Origin of the sequence: Pseudomonas faucium, assembly GCF_021602585.1 — a bacterium.
Lineage (GTDB): Bacteria > Pseudomonadota > Gammaproteobacteria > Pseudomonadales > Pseudomonadaceae > Aquipseudomonas > Aquipseudomonas faucium.
The window spans coordinates 74,984-92,298 of record NZ_BQIP01000004.1 but is presented as its reverse complement, the minus strand read 5'-3'; the positions used below and the strand labels follow the sequence as shown (position 1 = coordinate 92,298).

Here is a 17,315-nt window from a genome sequence, read left to right as displayed (position 1 = left end):
GATGAATCCCGAAAAGTCCCTGCAACTGGCCCGCCGTTTCATTGAATTGCCGCTGGACAAGCGCCGCCTGTTCCTTGAGACCCTGGCCCGCGAGGGCATCGACTTTTCCCAGTTCCCGATCCCTGCCGCGGTGGCGGCCGAGGACCGCCTGGCGCCGTCCTACGCCCAGCAGCGCATGTGGGTGCTGTGGCAGCTCGACCCGCAAGGCGGCGCCTACAACCTGCCGGGCGCAGTGCGGCTCAAGGGCGCGCTGGACGAAGCGGCCCTGCAGCAGGCGTTCGTTTGCCTGCTCGAGCGCCACCAGGCGCTGACCTGCGTGTTCCAGCAGCAGGCCGACGAGCGCCTGCACCAGGTACACCGCCCGGCGGCGCCGCAGATCCAGCGCCTGGACCTGCGCGCACTGAGCGAAGCAGACCGCGAGGCACGGGTGCAAGCCGAGGTCGAAGCCGAGTCGCTCGGCCCGTTCGACCTGGAGCACGGCCCGCTGCTGCGCATCCGCCTGCTGCAACTGGCCGACCAGGAGCACGTGCTGCTGCTCACCCTGCACCACATCGTGTCCGATGGCTGGTCGATGAATGTATTGATCGACGAATTCAGCCGCTGCTACGACGCCTTCGCCGCAGGCGCGCAGCCGCAGTTGCCGGCGTTGCCGATCCAGTACGTCGACTACGCCCTGTGGCAGCGCCGCTGGCTCGAAGCCGGCGAGCTGGAGCGCCAGCTGGCCTACTGGCAGGCCACCCTGGGCGACGAGCAACCGGTGCTGGAACTGCCCCTGGACTACCCGCGCCCGGCCAGCCCCAGCTTCAGCGGCGCACGCCTGGAGCTGGGGCTGGACAGCGACCTGGCCCAGCAACTGCGCAGCTTCGCCGCGCGCCACAACCTGACCTTGTTCATGCTGCTGCTCGGTGCCTTCGGCGTGCTGCTGCAGCGCTACACCGGCCAGTGCGACCTGCGCATCGGCAGCCCGGTGGCCAACCGCAACCGCGCCGAAATCGAAGGGCTGATCGGCCTGTTCGTCAACACCCAGGTGCTGCGCCTGCAGCCCGATCCGCAAGGTGATGCGCTGAGCTATCTGCAGGCCGTGCGGCAGACCGTGCTGGGCGCCCAGGCGCACCAGGACCTGCCGTTCGAGCGCCTGGTCGATGCCTTGAAGGTCGAGCGCAACCTCAGCCACGCGCCGCTGTTCCAGGTGATGTACAACCACCAGCCGCAGGTAGCGGACCTGGCGGCGGTGACCCTGGGCACAGGCCTGGAACTGTCGGCGCTGGAATGGCGCAGCCGCACCACCCAGTTCGACCTCAGCCTGGACACCTACGAGCGCGGCGGTGTGCTGCACGCCGCCTTCACCTACGCGCTCGACCTGTTCGATGCAGCCACCCTCGAGCGCATGGCCGAGCACTGGATCACCTTGCTCCGCGAGCTGGTGGCCGATGCGGCGCGGCCGCTGTGGCAACTGCCCATGCTGGCCCCGGCCAGCCTGCACACCCAGCTGCATGAATGGAATGCCACGGCCGCCAGCTACCCGCTGCACCAGGGCGTGCACCAGCTGTTCGAAGCCCAGGCCCAACACACCCCGCAAGCCCCGGCGCTGCGTTTTGCCGACAGCACCTTGAGCTACGCCGAGCTCGATGCCCGCGCCAACCGCCTGGCCCATTACCTGCGCGGCCAGGGCGTGAGCACCGACACCCTGGTCGGCGTGTCGGCCCAGCGCAGCATCGAAATGGTCGTCGCCCTGCTGGCCATCCTCAAGGCCGGGGGCGCCTATGTGCCGCTGGACCCGGAGTACCCCGAGGAGCGCCTGGCCTACATGATCGAGGACAGCGGCATCCGCCTGCTGCTGACCCAGCAAGCCTTGCTCGCCAGCCTGCCGCTGCCGGCCGGGGTGCAATGCGTGGCGCTCGATACCCTGGCCCTCGACGGCCTGCCCGCCAGCTCGCCGGCCCTGGCTGTGCAAGCGCATCAGCTGGCCTATGTGATCTACACCTCCGGCTCCACCGGCCGCCCCAAGGGCGCCGGCAACAGCCACCAGGCACTGACCAACCGGCTGTGCTGGATGCAGCAAGCCTACGGCCTGGATGCCAGCGACACCGTGCTGCAGAAGACCCCCTTCAGCTTCGACGTGTCGGTGTGGGAGTTCTTCTGGCCGCTGATGACCGGCGCCTGCCTGGCCGTGGCAGCCCCCGGCGAGCACCGCGACCCGCAGCGCCTGATCGCCAGCATCCAGCGCCATGGCGTCACCACCTTGCACTTCGTGCCATCGATGCTGCAGGCCTTCATCCATGAGCCCGGCGTCGAAGCCTGCCGCAGCCTCACGCGCATCGTCTGCAGCGGCGAGGCGCTGCCGGTGGACGCCCAGCGCCAGGTGTTCGCGCGCCTGCCGGGCGCCGGCTTGTACAACCTCTATGGCCCCACCGAAGCGGCCATCGACGTGACCCACTGGACCTGCGTCGAGGAGGGCAAGGACAGCGTGCCGATCGGCCAGCCGATCGCCAACCTGCGCACCTACGTGCTCGACGCCGGGCTGCAGCCGGTGGCCCCGGGCGTATCCGGCGAGCTGTACCTGGGTGGCATCGGCCTGGCCCGCGGCTACCACCGCCGCCCGGGGCTGACCGCCGAGCGCTTCGTCGCCGACCCGTTCGGCGCCGGTGGCCGCCTGTACCGCACCGGCGACCGCGTGCGCCAGCGCGCCGATGGCGTCATCGAATACCTCGGCCGCTTCGACCACCAGGTGAAGATCCGCGGCCTGCGTATCGAACTGGGCGAGATCGAGGCGCGCCTGGCCGAACATGACAGCGTGCGCGAGTGCGTGGTGCTGGCCCTCGACGGCCGCCAGCTGGTCGCCTACCTGGTGCTCAACGCCCAGCCCCAAGGCTGGCAGGCCGTACTCAAGGACTGGCTGCTGCAGACCCTGCCCGAGTTCATGGTGCCCAGCCATTTCATGGCCCTCGACAGCCTGCCGCTGACCCCCAACGGCAAGCTCGACCGCAAGGCCCTGCCACAACCCGAGGCCACCGCGCAGGCCGCCTACAGCGCGCCGCAAAGCGATGCCGAGCGCCAGCTGGCGCAGGTGTGGAGCGCGGTGCTGGGCGTGGCCCAGGTGGGCCTGGACGACAACTTCTTCGCGCTGGGCGGCGATTCGATCATCGCCATCCAGGTGGTCAGCCGCGCCCGCCAGGCCGGCCTTGCGCTCAACCCGCGCGACCTGTTCCAGCACCAGACCCTGCGCGCCCTGGCCCAGGCCTGCGGCCGCGTGAGCGCCGTGCAGATCGAGCAGCGCCCGGCCGAAGGGCCGGCGCTGCTCACCCCCGTGCAACGCCAGTTCTTCGACACCCCCATGCCGCGCCGCCAGCACTGGAACCAGGCCTTGCTGCTGGTGCCGCGCCAGCCGCTGCAGGCACAGCAGCTGGAGCAGGCGCTGGCGCAGGTGGTGGCGCAGCACGATGCCCTGCGCTTGCGCTTCACCCAGGCCGAGGGCCAATGGCAGCAAGCCCATGCGCCACAAGCCGCGCCCGTGCTGTGGCAGCGCCAGGCGGCCAGCGACGAAGCGCTCGCCACTATCTGCGAGCAAGCCCAGCGCAGCCTGAATCTCGACCAGGGCCCGTTGCTGGCGGCGGTACTGGTGGCCATGGCCGATGGCAGCCAGCGGCTGTTGCTGGTGATCCACCACCTGCTGGTCGATGGCGTGTCCTGGCGCATCCTTCTCGAAGACTTGCAGCAGGCCTGCCTGGGCCAGCCGCTGCCGGCCAGAACCAGCAGCTACCAAGCCTGGGCCGAGCGCCTGGCCGGGCACGCCGATGCCTGCATGGGCCAGCTGGAGCACTGGCAGGCGCTGGGCGCAAGCGAGGAGCTGCCGCGTGACCGCGCGGTGGCCCACACCCGCGTCGGCGATGGGCGCAAGGTCAGCATCAGCTTCCCGCCCGCCCTGACCCAGGCCCTGCTGCAACAGGCGCCCAGCGCCTACCGCACCCAGGTCAACGACCTGCTGCTGGCGGCCCTGGCCCGCGCCGTGTGCCACTGGAGCGGCCAGCCGCAACTGCTGGTGCAGCTCGAAGGGCACGGCCGTGAAGCGCTGTTCGAGGACATCGACCTGACCCGCACCGTGGGCTGGTTCACCAGCCTGTACCCGGTCGCCCTGCGCCCGCAGGCCGAGCCTGGCGCCTGCATCGCGGCAATCAAGGAGCAGCTGCGCGCCGTGCCGGCCCGTGGCCTGGGCTACGGCGTGCTGCGCTACCTGGGCCCTGCGGCGGTGCGCGAGCAGCTGGCGCACCTGGCGCAACCGCGGGTCACCTTCAATTACCTGGGCCAGTTCGACAGCCAGTTCGACGCCGATGCCCTGTGGCAGCCCGACCCACAAGGCGCCGGCCATGGCCAGGACGACGACGCGCCGCTGGCCAACTGGCTGAGCGTGGAAGGGCAGGTCTACCAGGGCGAGCTGGGCATCAGCTTCGGTTTCAGCCAGGCCATGTACGACACCGCCACCATCGAGGCCCTGGCCGCCGATTTCGCCCAACAGCTGCGCACGCTGGTCGAGCACTGCCTGCAACCGGGCGTGGCCAGCGCCACGCCGTCCGACTTCCCGCTGAGCGGCCTGGACCGCGCCGGGCTGGCCGCGCTGGGCCTGAACCTGGGCGAGGTCGAGGACATCCTGCCGCTGTCGCCGCTGCAGCAGGGGCTGCTGTTCCACTGCCTGCATGTGGCCGAGGCCGGCGACTACATCAACCAGCTGCGCCTGGACATCGACGGGCTGCAACCGCAGCGCTTCCTGGCCGCCTGGCAGGCGGCGCTGGATGCCCACCCGGGCCTGCGTGCCAGCTTCCACTGGCCGGCCGGGGCGCAGCAGCCGCTGCAAGTGATCCGCCGCCAGTTGCAGTTGCCGTTCAGCCAGCACGACTGGCGCGACCAGCCAGCCCCTGCAGCGCGCCTGCAGGCGCTGGCCGAGCAGCAGCGCCTGGCGCTGGCTGCGACCGACCAGGCGCCGTTGCTGGGCATTGCCCTGGTGCGCCTGGGCGAGCAGCGCTGGCACCTGGTCTACACCCATCACCACTTGCTGCTCGATGGCTGGAGCCACGCGCAACTGCTTGGCGAAGTGATGCAGCGTTACCGCGGCGAACAGCCGCGCCAGGCGGGTGCCCAGCCACGGCAATACCTGGCCTGGCTGCAGGCCCGCGACCTGCAGCAGGACCAACGGTTCTGGCAGGCCCAGTTGCAGGGCCTGCAGGCGCCATCGTTGCTCGCCCACCAGCGGCGCAATGCCGAAGCGGCAGGGCAGGGGCTCTGGCAGCAACGCCTGGATGCCCAGGCGTCGGCGCAGATCAGGGCCTCGGCCCGGGCCCGCAAGGTCACGGTGAACACCCTGGTGCAGGCGGCCTGGCTGTTGCTGCTGCAACGCCACTGCCGCCAGGACGTGGTGTGCATGGGCGCCTCGGTGGCCGGGCGGCCTTCGCAACTGCCGGGCATCGAGGCGCAGCTGGGGCTGTTCATCAACACCGTGCCGGTCGTGGCTGCGCCAGGCCTTGAACAACGCCTGGACGCCTGGCTCGAACAACTGCAGGCCAGCAACCTGGCCATTCGCGAGCACGAATACACGCCGCTGGCCGACATCCAGCGCTGGGCCGGCAGGGCCGGCGAGGCGCTGTTCGATACCCTGCTGGCGTTCGAGAACTACCCGGTGGCCGAGGTGCTGCAGGCCGCTGGCGACGGCCCGCGCTTCGGTGTGCCGCAAAGCCACGAGCAACCGCATTACGCACTGACCCTGTCGGTGGGCATGGGCGATGCCCTGCAGGTCGACTATCGCTTCCGCCACGACGCCTTGGCGCTGGCCGACGTGCAGCGCCTGGCGGCGCAGTTCGGCCATCTGCTGCAGAGCATCGCCGCGCCGGGCAACCCGTGCCTCGGGGAACTGGGGCTGCTCGCACCCGCCACACGCCAGCGCTGCGAACAGCAGTGGCAAGCGCAGCAGGCCCCGGCTGCAACGTTGGCCGTGCACCAGCAGATCGAGGCACAGGCCGCACGCAATCCGCACGCCCCGGCGCTGATCGCCGAGGACGGCACCCTGGACTATGGCCAGCTCAACGGCCTGGCCAACGCCTGGGCGCAACAGCTGATCGAGCGCGGCGTCGGCCCGGATGACCTGGTGGGGCTGTGCAGCGAGCGTGGCCTGGCCATGGTCGTCGGCCTGCTGGCGATCCTCAAGGCCGGCGCCGGCTACGTACCGCTCGACCCGCACTACCCACGCCAGCGCCTGCAGGACATCCTCGACGACAGCGCGGTGAAACTGGTGCTCGCCACGCGCGCGGCCGCCCAGCCATTGCAACTGGCCGCCGCCGACTGGCTGTGGCTGGACCAGCCGCAAGCACCACTGGCCGGCAACCCCGCCCCGCGCGCCCATGCCGGCAACCTGCTGGCGCTGATCTACACCTCCGGTTCCACCGGCCGGCCAAAGGGTGTGGCCCTGACCCACGGCGCCATCGCCGCGCACCTGCAGACCATGGCCACGCAGTACCAGGTCAGCGCCCAGGACCGCTTCGTGCACTTTGCCTCGATCAACTTCGACTGGGGCACCGAGCAGTGGCTTCTGCCATTGAGCCAGGGCGCCTGCTGCATCCTGCGGGGCGAGCAGATCTGGACCGCAGCCCAGGCCTTCGAGGTGATCGAGCGCGAGCGCGCCAGCGTGGTCTATTTCCCCACCCAGTACGCCTGCCAGCTGGCCGAGTGGGCCCGCGAGCAAGGCCGGCAACTGCCGGTGCGCTGCCTGAACGTGGCCGGTGAGGCGTTGCCGCGCGAAGGCTTCGAACGCCTGCAGGCGCATGTGCGCCCGCAGCGCATCGTCAACGGTTATGGCCCCACCGAAACGGTGATTACCCCGCTGCTATGGCAAGCCGATGCCGACACCCGCATCGACACCGGCTACGCGCCGATCGGCACCCCGGTGCCGGGGCGCAGTGCCTACCTGCTCGACCCGGCCCTGCAACTGCTGGACGCCGGCAACGCCGGTGAGCTGTTCATCGGCGGCCCGTGCCTGGCCCGTGGCTACTTCGGCCAGGCGGCGCTGACCGCCGAGCGCTTCGTGCCCGACCCGTTCGACCCGGTCGGTGGCGGGCGCCTGTACCGCAGCGGCGACCTGGTGCGCCAGCAGGCCAATGGCGAGCTGGAGTTCCTCGGCCGCCTCGACCACCAGGTGAAAATCCGAGGCTTTCGCGTCGAGCCGGGCGAGGTCGAGGCCTGCCTGCTGGCCCGTGCCGATGTACGCGAAGCGGTGGTGATGCCACGCGGGCAGGGCGCTGACCTGCACCTGGCAGCGTGGGTGGTGCCGGCCGAAGGGCCGGGCAACGACAATGGCCTGCGCCAGCGCATCCTCGATGACCTGCGCGCCAGCCTGCCGGCCTACATGGTGCCGGCCCGCCTGCAACTGCTCGAGCGCTTGCCGCTGAACCCCAACGGCAAGGTCGATCGCAAGGCGCTGCCAGACATCACCGACCAAACCGCGGCTGCTTTCACTGCGCCGCTCGATGCCCTCGAACGTGAAGTCGCCCAGGCCTGGGCAGAAGTGCTGGGCATGGCTGAGGTCGGGCGCTTCGAGCACTTCTTCGAGGCCGGTGGCCACTCGTTGCTGGCCACCCAGGTGGTTGCGCGGCTGCACCGTGCGGGCCACACCGGCATCGGTGTGCGCGAGCTGTTCAGCCACCCGCGCCTGTGCGACTTCGCCGACTGCCTGCGCCAGTCGCAGCCGGTAGCGGTGGCCGGGCCGCAGTTGCGCGCCCTGGGCGATAAAACCCGTGCGCCGCTGTCATTGGCCCAGCGCCGGCTGTGGATCGCCGAGCAGTTCAGCCAGGGCAGCGGTGCCTATGGCATGCCCCTGGCCCTGCGCCTGGCCGGCCCGCTGCAGGTCGAAGGCCTGCACCAGGCGTTGCAGGCCTTGGTGCAACGCCATGAGGTGCTGCGCAGCGCCGTGGACTGCGACGACGAAGGCGAGCCGCTGCTGCTGATCCACCCGGCGCTGAGCGTCGAGCTGCCGTGCGAAGACCTGACCTCGCTCGGCGGCGGCGAGCAGCAGCTGCGTGTGCTCGAAGCGCAACTGGCCAACGTGCGCCAGCCGATTGCGCTGCACCAGGCGCCGCTGCTGCGGGCACGCCTGCTGCGGCTGTCGGGCGAGGCCCATGTGCTGTTGCTGAACATGCACCACATCATCTCCGACGGCTGGTCGATGGCACTGATGGTCAACGAGCTGATCGCCAGCTACAGCGCCTTCGCCCAGGGCCAGGCGCCGGCGCTGGAGCCGCTGGCGCTGCAGTACTCCGACTACGCGATCTGGCAGGCCGAGTGCGAGCAGGCCGGGTTGCTGCAGGCCCCGGCGCAGTGGTGGCGCAACGCGTTGCAGGGCAGCAGCGGCCGCCTGGCATTGCCCATCGACCTGCCGCGCCCGGCCCAGGCTTCCCAGGCTGGCGAAAACCTCAACTTCGACCTGCCGCAAGCCACCGTCGAGGCGGTGCGCGCCCGCGCCGCGCAACTGGGGGTGACCCCCTACATGCTGCTGCTGGCGGCATTCCAGCTGCTGATGCACCGCGCCAGCGGCCAGCACGACCTGCTGCTCGGCGCCGACGTGGCCGGCCGCGAGCACCCCGACCTGGAGGCGCTGATCGGCTTCTTCGTCAATGTGCTGCCGCTGCGCTCGCAGCTCGACGAGCAGCTCGATTTCGCCAGCTGGCTGGCGCGCACCCGCAGCACCTTGCTCGACGCCAGCGCCCAGCAGGCGCTGCCGTTCGACCTGATCGTCGAAGCCGCCGGCGCCCCGCGCCATCCCGGCATGAACCCGCTGGTGCAGGTTTTGTTCGTGATGAACGACATGCCCCTGGCCCACAGCGGCCTGGCCGACCTGCAAGTGCAAGTGCTGCCCCAGGCGGGCGGTTATTCGAAATTCGACATGGCGCTGTTCATCGACCCGGTCGCGGCCGGCTGGCGCGTCACCTGGCAGTACGCCACCGAGCTGTTCAAGGCCGAACGGATCCAGGCCCTGCTGCGTGGCTGGTTGGACATCCTCGGCCAGGTGCTGGGCAACCCACATATCCCACTGAGAGAGATCACTATGACGGTTCACGGTGAAATCGTCGCGGCGCCCGCTGCTGGCAGCGCGCAGCCGCGCAAGGACAAGCTCGGCAGTTTCCTCAAGCGTGGCGCTGCGGCGCCGGCCACCCAGCCTGCCAGCGTGGTGCGCGAGCAGGCGATGGTGCCGGGCCAGGCCTTCCCGCTGCTGGTCGAGCCCATCGACCCCGGCGTGAGCCTGACCGACTGGGTGCTGGCCAACCGCGCCGAGGTCGAGCGCAAGCTGGTCAGCCACGGCGGCCTGCTGTTCCGCGGCTTCGGCCTGCAGACCCCGCAGGACTTCGAAGCCTTCGCCGAGGCGGTGCAGCCGGGGCTGTACGGCCAGTACGGCGACCTGCCGAAGAAGGAGGGCGGCAAGAACACCTACCGCTCCACGCCCTACCCTGAGCAGAAGATGATCCTGTTCCACAACGAGAGCGCCCACCAAGACCGCTGGCCGCGCAAGCAGCTGTTCTTCTGCGAGCTGCCTTCGCCGATTGGCGGCGCCACCCCGGTGGTCGATTGCCGGCTGATGTACCAGCGCCTGCCCGAGGGCCTGCGCCAGCGTTTCGAAGACAAGGGTCTGTTGTATGTGCGCACCTTCACCGACAAGCTCGATGTGAGCTGGCAGCACTTCTTCAAGACCGAGTCGCGCGCCGAGGTCGAGCGCCGTTGCCAGGCCGCAGGTATCCAGTGGCGCTGGCTGGCCGACGACGAACTGCAGATCCGCACGCCCTGCCCGGCGGTGATCGAGCACCCGGTCAGCGGCCAGAAGAGCTTCTTCAACCAGGTGCAGCTGCACCACGTGTTCTGCCTGGACGACGACGTGCGCGAAGACCTGCTGGCGCTCTACGGCCTGGAGCGCATGCCGCGCCAGGTGTACTACGGCGATGGCAGCCCGATCGAGGACGCCGACATGGCGCTGATCGGCGAGCTGTACGAAGCCTGCGCGGTGCGCTTCGACTGGCAGGCCGGTGACGTGATCCTGCTCGACAACATGCTCGCCGCCCACGCCCGCGACCCGTTCCAGGGCCCGCGCAAGATCGTGGTTGCCATGGGCGACATGATGACCCGCGACGACCTCGAAACCCTCACCTTGAACCGTACCGGAGAGCAAGCATGAACATGACCGTCGAAGCCAGCGGCCTGCCGCTGCTGCCTGCGCAAGCGCTTGGCGTGCCTGCCGGGCCGGTGCGCAGGGACCAGGTGGCACGCTTCATCACCCTGCAATTGCCCGCGCTGCCGGCCGCGGGCCTGCTGCAGGCCGCCTTGCAGCAGTGGCAAGGGCAGCACGATGCGCTGCGCCTGCGCATTGGCCAGGCCCCTGGCTATCGCGGCCTGCGCCAGTTCTTCGAGGCCCAGGGCCAGGCCCCGCGGGTGACGCGGGTGGCGGCGGATGACGCGGCGGGCCGTGCCGCCTGGTTCGCCCAGCACGTGGATGTGCAAGCCGATGCGCCGCTCGCGCTGCTCTTGTGCGAGCGGGCCGATGGCGGGGGCGAGCTGGTGCTCGGTGTGCTGGCCGCGCTGGCCGACGAAGCCAGCCTGCCGCTGCTGGCGCAGAGCCTGGCAGCCGCCTGCCAGGGCGAGTGGACGCAAGGGGAGGAGGGAGATTTCGAACAGTACGTGCAGTGGCGCAACGAGGTGCTGGTGGATGAAGACGCCGCCACTGCGCGCGCCTATTGGAGTGCCCTCAACGGCACCGCCGCCAGTGCCCAGCAATTGCCTTGGCGCATGACCCCAGGCAGTGCCCGTGCCAGTACTTGTGCAGCGCTCGACGCGACCGTGCTGCAACGCCTGGCGGGCCTGGGCCTGGCGCTGGAAACTCTGCTGCAAGGGGCCTGGTGGTTGCTGCTGGCGCGCCTGGATGGCCAGCCCAGCCAGGTGGTCAACTGGGGGCATGACAGCCGCCGGGACTACGACTACTTCGCCCAGAGCGTTGGCGTTTACTACAAGCAACTGCCGCTGCTCATCGACTACCAGGCCGCTCAGCCCGTGCAGGCGTGGCTGCAGAACCTGGCCGCGCAGTTGGAGCAGCACGGCACCTGGCAGGAGTATTACGCCCCCGAGCTGACCCCAGCGCTGCAGCCTGCAGCCATCGGCTTCAGCCTGTTGCCGCTGCGTCCCGTCTTGCCGGGTGGCTGGAAAATGCTGGGGCTGCAATCACCGGCAATGGGGCCGGACCTGCTGCTGCAGGTCGACCTCGACCCGGCCCGGCCGCAAGTGCTGCTGCAGCATTGTGCTGGGCTGCAGAACCCGGCCTTGCTGCTGGAGCAATACGTGACGCTGCTGGCGAGCATTGCCCAGGCGCCAGGCACGCCGTTGGCCAGCCTGGCCCTGGTCGGTGAGCAGCAGCGCCAGCTGCTTTTGGCGCGCAACCTCGACGTGGCGCCGGTCACGGCCGATGAGCTGCTGCCGGCTCGGGTGGCGCGCTGGCTGCACGAGCAGCCCCAGGCACTGGCGGTCGTTGAGCCCGCTGCCTCCTGGACCTGGCAGCAGATCGATCAGTTGGCCAATACCCTGGCGGCTCATCTGCAAGGCCAAGGGGTGGGCGAAGGCAGCGTGGTCGGCCTGCTGCTGCCACGTTCGGCGCAGTGGCTGGCAGCCGTGCTGGCGTGCTGGAAATGTGCCGCGGCCTACGTGCCGCTGGACCCGGCCTGGCCTGCCGCGCGACGCGAGCAGGTGTGCCGCCTGGCAGAGGTGCAGGTGCAGGTCGATGCCACCTTGTTCGAGCAGCTCGGCAACTCGCCCCAGGCGTTCGAAGCTCGCCCGCTGCGCCCCAACAGCACTGCCTATGTCCTGTTCACCTCCGGCTCCACCGGCGAACCCAAGGGCGTGGTCATCGAGCATGGCCAGCTGGCCGGCTACCTGCAGGCCGCCGAGCAGGCCCTGGACCTTGCCGCCTGCAAGCATTTCGCCTTCAGCGCCACGGTGGCGGCCGACCTGGGCCTCACCAGCCTGTTCGGTGCCTTGCAGGTCGGCGCCACCTTGCATGTGGCCGATGAGGCGGTGATGCAGGACCCGGCGGCCTTTACCGCATTCGTGCGCGAGCAGGGCATCGATTGCCTGAAGATCGTGCCGTCGCACCTGGCCGCGCTGCTCGACAACGCCCAGGCCTGCCTGCCATCGACACTGGTGCTGGGCGGCGAGGCGCCCGGTGCGCAGTTGCTCGAACGTATCCATCAGCTGGCCCCGCACGCCCGCGTGTTCAACCACTACGGCCCGACCGAAGCCACGGTCGGGGTGCTTGTGCAACGGCTGCAGGCCGATGCCCCGGCGCAAGGTTTTGCCCAGGTGCTGGCGGGCAACCGGGTCTACGTGCTCACGGCCGAGGGCCAGCTGGCCGGCGTCGGCGAGCTGGGCGAACTGCACCTGGCCGGGCGCCAGCTGTGCCGTGGCTACCTGGGTGGCGACAACGCCGAGGCGCGTTTCATCGACAACCCTCTGCGTGCCGGCGAGCGCCTGTATCGCACCGGGGATCTGGCGCGCTACCAGGCCGATGGCAGCATCCTGCTGCAGGGCCGCCAGGACCACCAGGTGAAGATCCGCGGCTTTCGCATCGAACTGGCGGAGGTCGAAGCGTGCCTGCTGGCGCTCGACGGCATCGCCCAGGGCGCGGTGGTCACGCTGGAGCCGCAACCCGGGCAGCACGAGCTGCTGGCCTGCTACGTCGTCCAGGGCGACGCCCCGGCGCTCGATGAGGCGACCCTGCGCACCCAGTTGGCCGCGCGCTTGCCGGCGGCCATGGTCCCGGCCCAGCTGCGCCGCCTGGACAGCCTGCCGCGCCTGGCCAACGGCAAGCTCGACCGCCGCGCCCTGGCGCTGTTGCCGGCCCAGGCCGGGCAGGACGAGGCGCTGGACGAGCCACAGGACGCCCTGCAGCGCCTGCTGGCCCAGCGCATGGCGCAGTTGCTCGGGCGTGAAAAGGTCGGCATCCACACCGACTTCTTCGCCGCCGGCGGGCATTCGCTGCTGATCATCAAGTTGGTGGCCGGCATTCGCAAGTTGCTCAACTGCGAGATCGCCCCGGCGCTGGTGTTCGAGCACCCGACGGTGGCCGGGCTGGCCGAAGCGCTGCAGGCGGGCGAGGCGAACAAGGGGCAGTTGCAGAAGGTCGCCCAGGCACGCCTGCAACTGGAGCGCATGAGCCCGGAAGAAAAGGCCCGGCTGCTGGCCAAGGCCAACAACGCCACGGCCTAGGCAGGCGACAAGGCAGATGGAAAGGCAGCCCTCGGGCTGCTTTTTTTTTGCCTGCGTAGACCATTGTTGAACGTAAATGAAAAAAGTTATCAGTTTTTTTTTACGTTCGTGCGTCTTACTAATGAGCCTCACCAAACGCGTTGTTGCAGCCGCGTGGTTCGTACCTGAAACGGCCCCCAGAGGCCGTCAACCCAACACTCACAGAACAAGTCGGAGTCAGTTGCGCACATGAAGTCCAAACGTACGCGAAACACAGCGGCAGCCTTGGCCGCCGGTCCAGCGAAGTGGAGCCTGCGGGCTTCTGCCCTGGTGCTGAGCCTGGCCATGGCGCACGCGCACGCCAAGCCGGTGGCCGTGGACATTCCGGCCCAGTCGCTGGACCAGGCCCTGGTCGCGCTCGGCCAGCAAACCGGGCTGCAGATGATCTATTCGCCGGACCTGGTCAGCGGCAAGCGTGCGCCCAAGGTCAGCGGCACCATGGAGCCGGACAAGGCGCTTGCGCAACTGCTCGCCGGCGCGGGCCTCACCTACCGCATCGACAACAACTCGGTGATGCTCATCAGCACCGACAGCAGCGGCATCGGCGCCGGCGCCATGGTCATCGGCGAAACCACCATCATGGGCCAGGGGATGGGCCAGGCCACCGAGAACACCGGCTCCTACACCCCGGGGCTGACCAGCGTCGGCTCCAAGAGCCCGACCTCGCTGAAGGAAACCCCGCAGTCGGTATCGGTGGTGACCCGCCAGCTGATCGAAGACCGCCAGATCACCGACATCAACGATGCGATGAAGGCCGTGCCGGGCGTCACCGTGCAAAGCACCACGTTCCGCATCCAGGACTTCTACTCGCGCGGCTTCCCGATCCAGAACATCCAGCTCGACGGCGCCGCGCCCATGGCCCTGGGCACCACCGCCGGCAGCTTCTATTCATCGAACATCTACGACCTGGCCGAGTTCGACCACGTCGAAGTGCTGCGCGGCTCCAGCGCCCTGTTCGGTGGCACCGGCGACCCGGGCGGCATCATCAACCTGGTGCGCAAGCGCCCGCTGGACTTCTACCAGCTCAAGTTCACCGCCTCGGCCGGTAGCTGGGACAACTACCGCAGCGAGCTGGACGTGACCGGCCCGCTGGGCTTCGACGGCAAGCTGCGCGGGCGCATGGTGGTGGCCTACCAGGACCGCCAGTACTTCGTCGACAACCGCGCCACCGACAAGCCGCTGATCTACGGCGTGCTCGAGGCCGATGTCAGCGACGACACCATGCTCACCGCCGGCATGCGCTACAACAAGGTGCACGAAACCGGTACCGCCTCGGCCGTGCCGCGCTACAGCAACGGGGTCGACCTGGGCCTGCCGCGCCACACCGGCCTGTCCACCACCTGGGCCTACGCCGATGGCTATTCGCGCGAGTACTTCGCCAAGGTCGACCACCGCCTGAACGACGACTGGAAGCTCAACCTCAGCTACACCAACATCTACGACACCATCGACACCAACAACGCCACCACCCTGGGCTCGGTCAACCCGGTCACCGGTACCGGCGTGACCCGCTATGGCACCTGGGTCACCCAGTGGAGCGAACAGCACCTCTGGGACGCCAACCTCTCCGGCGACTTCAGCATGTTCGGCCTCGACCACCGCCTGGTGGTGGGCGCCGACTACCAGGAAATCGACAGCCGCTGGCAAGGTACCGGCCGCTTCACCACCGCCGGTGGCCCGGTCAACGTCTTCGACCCCAACTCAACGCCATGGGACGACCCCGGTGCGCGGCCGAACATCAGCCGCGACTACAAGCCCAACAGCCAGACCCAGTACGGCCTGTACTCGAGCCTGCGCCTGCAGGTGGCCGAGCCGCTGCACGTGATCCTCGGGGCGCGGGTGCAGCGCTACAAGTTCGACCAGACCTACCAGAGCGCCAACGCCGCCGGCGTCTGGACCCAGCAATCGCGGGTGGACATGCGCGAGCCGACCAAGGTCACGCCGTTCGGTGGCATCGTCTACGACCTGAACGATGAGTGGGCGGCCTACGCCAGCTACGCGGAAATCTACAAGCCGCAGCAGAACCTGATGGCCGGCCCGCCGACCTCCGGTTCCACCCTCGACCCGATGAAGGGCAAGACCTACGAAACCGGGATCAAGGGCGAGCTGTTCGGCGGTGCGGTGAACACCAGCATCGCGCTGTACTACACCAAGCGTGAAGACCAGGCCGTGCAGGATGCCAACTACCCGCTCAGCCAGGTGCTGTTCGGCGGCAACTGCTGCTACGTCAACGGCGGCGAGACGGTCAGCAAGGGCATCGACATGGAAATTTCCGGCGAGATCCTGCCGGAGTGGATGATGATGGCCAGCTACACCCTGAACCTGAACAAGAACCGCGACACCGGCTCTGCGCTGAGCACCGTGACGCCCAAGCACCTGGCCAAGCTGTTCACCACCTACCGCCTGCCGGGCGTGCTGAACGACTTCCGCGTTGGGGGTGGGGTGGATATCCAGAGCGCGACCCACGTCAGCGGCACTGCGGCGACCTACGACAGCCTGGGCAACGTGGTGCAGGCCAGTGTGCCGTTCGAGTACCAGCAGGGCGGCTATGCGATCTGGAATGCGATGGTCGACTACCGCATCGACGAGCACTGGAACGTGGCGCTCAACGGCAACAACCTGTTCGACAAGAAGTACTACCAGACCGTCGGGACCTCGACCTATGGCAATACCTACGGCGACCCGCGCAACTTCATGCTGACGGTACGGGCTACGTACTGAGGGCTGAAGGGGTAGAAAGAAACCGGGGCTTGCCCCGGTTTTTTGTGCTTGCCTTGGGTTTTTGGGTGTTTGTGAGATCGAGCGCCGCCCGCGCGGCGCATCGCGGATGAATCCGCTCCTACATTTGTTGCAACGTACCTATGCCTGATAGGCCATGGTTGTAAGCCTTTTTTTGTACGACGTGATTTCTCGGCGGGCACCAAAGGCGGGCAAACATGGCCTGACAGACCGTGGCACGTTGCAACAAATGTAGGAGCGGATTCATCCGCGATGCGCCGCGCGGGCGGCGCTCGATCTCACTACCCCAAGAGATGCCGCGGCTAGCCCAAAACCCCCTCCAACCATCGCCCAGCCGCCGCGTACACTTCGCCACTGGCCCCGGTAATCCCCGACATCCGCAGAAAATCATGGGTCAGGCCGGCTTCGATGCGCAGGGTGGTCGGCGTGCCACTGGCTTCAAGCTTGCCGACATACGCCAACCCTTCATCGAACAGCGGGTCGTACTGCGCCAGGTTGACATAGGCCGGCGCCATGGCCGGCAATGCCGGGTGCAGCAATGGCGAAGCGCGCCAGTCGTCCTGGGCCTGGTTGCTGCCCAGGTAGTGCGCATAGAACCAGTCCAGCGTCGCAGTCTCCAGCAGATACCCCTCGGCATAGCGCTGATGCGAATCACGGTGGGTAGTGCTGTGCGCCACCGGATAGAACAGCAGCTGCGCCTTCACCGGCATGCCCTGCGCTTGCCCGGCTGCGGTAATCGCCATCACCGTGGCCAGGGTCGCGCCGGCACTGTCGCCGGCCAGCACCAGGTCCGTCGCTTGCAGCTGCAGTGCATCGGCATTGTCGTGCAACCACTGCGCGGCATCCTGGCAATCATGCAGGGCCGTCGGAAACGGCTGCTCCGGGGCCAGCCGATACTCGGGTGCGAACACCGCATAATCGCCCAGGCAGGCCAGGCGACGGCAGACGCAATCGTGCGAATCGAGGCTGCCGAGCACATAACCGCCGCCATGCAGGTACACCAGCGTGGCCATGGGCGTGATGCCCGGGCGGCGGTAGAGGCGGGCGGGCAACTGCGCGCCATCGCGGGTGGCGAACAACAGCTCGCTCACCTCGATATTCGCCGGTGGGTCCGGGTCGAGCAGGCGCGAGGTCTTGGCGAATTCCGCCCGCGCCTGGGCCACGCTCAGCGCGTGCATGGGCTGGCTCTTGCCGGTCAGGCGGCCGAGTTCGGCCAATTCCAGGAAGGCTTCCAGGTCACTGTCCAGGGACATTCAGGTATT

General features: G+C 68.7%; 4 protein-coding genes. 3 read left to right on the top strand and 1 reads right to left on the bottom strand.

Going from position 1 to position 17,315, the window contains the following annotated elements:
* Position 1: 1 nt before the first annotated feature.
* The 3 genes from L6D75_RS06775 to L6D75_RS06765 all read left to right on the top strand — a co-directional run bounded on the left by L6D75_RS06775 (position 2) and on the right by L6D75_RS06765 (position 16,035).
* Positions 2–10,201 (top strand): non-ribosomal peptide synthetase, encoded by a 10,200-nt coding sequence (locus L6D75_RS06775; protein WP_176516469.1) that lies wholly within the window; start codon positions 2–4, stop codon positions 10,199–10,201.
* Positions 10,198–13,275, top strand: a complete 3,078-nt coding sequence (locus L6D75_RS06770; protein WP_176516467.1) for a non-ribosomal peptide synthetase — start codon at positions 10,198–10,200, stop codon at positions 13,273–13,275. The genes L6D75_RS06775 and L6D75_RS06770 overlap by 4 nt, the downstream gene beginning before the upstream one ends.
* A 228-nt stretch (positions 13,276–13,503) precedes the next feature.
* Complete coding sequence (locus tag L6D75_RS06765; protein WP_176516465.1) at positions 13,504–16,035, top strand: TonB-dependent siderophore receptor; 2,532 nt, start codon at positions 13,504–13,506, stop codon at positions 16,033–16,035.
* 320 nt (positions 16,036–16,355) lie between these two features.
* Here L6D75_RS06765 and L6D75_RS06760 read toward each other — a convergent pair whose 3' ends face one another.
* Entirely contained in the window at positions 16,356–17,306 is a 951-nt protein-coding gene (locus L6D75_RS06760; protein WP_176516656.1) for an alpha/beta hydrolase, read from the bottom strand.
* Between the last annotated feature and the right edge of the window lie 9 nt (positions 17,307–17,315).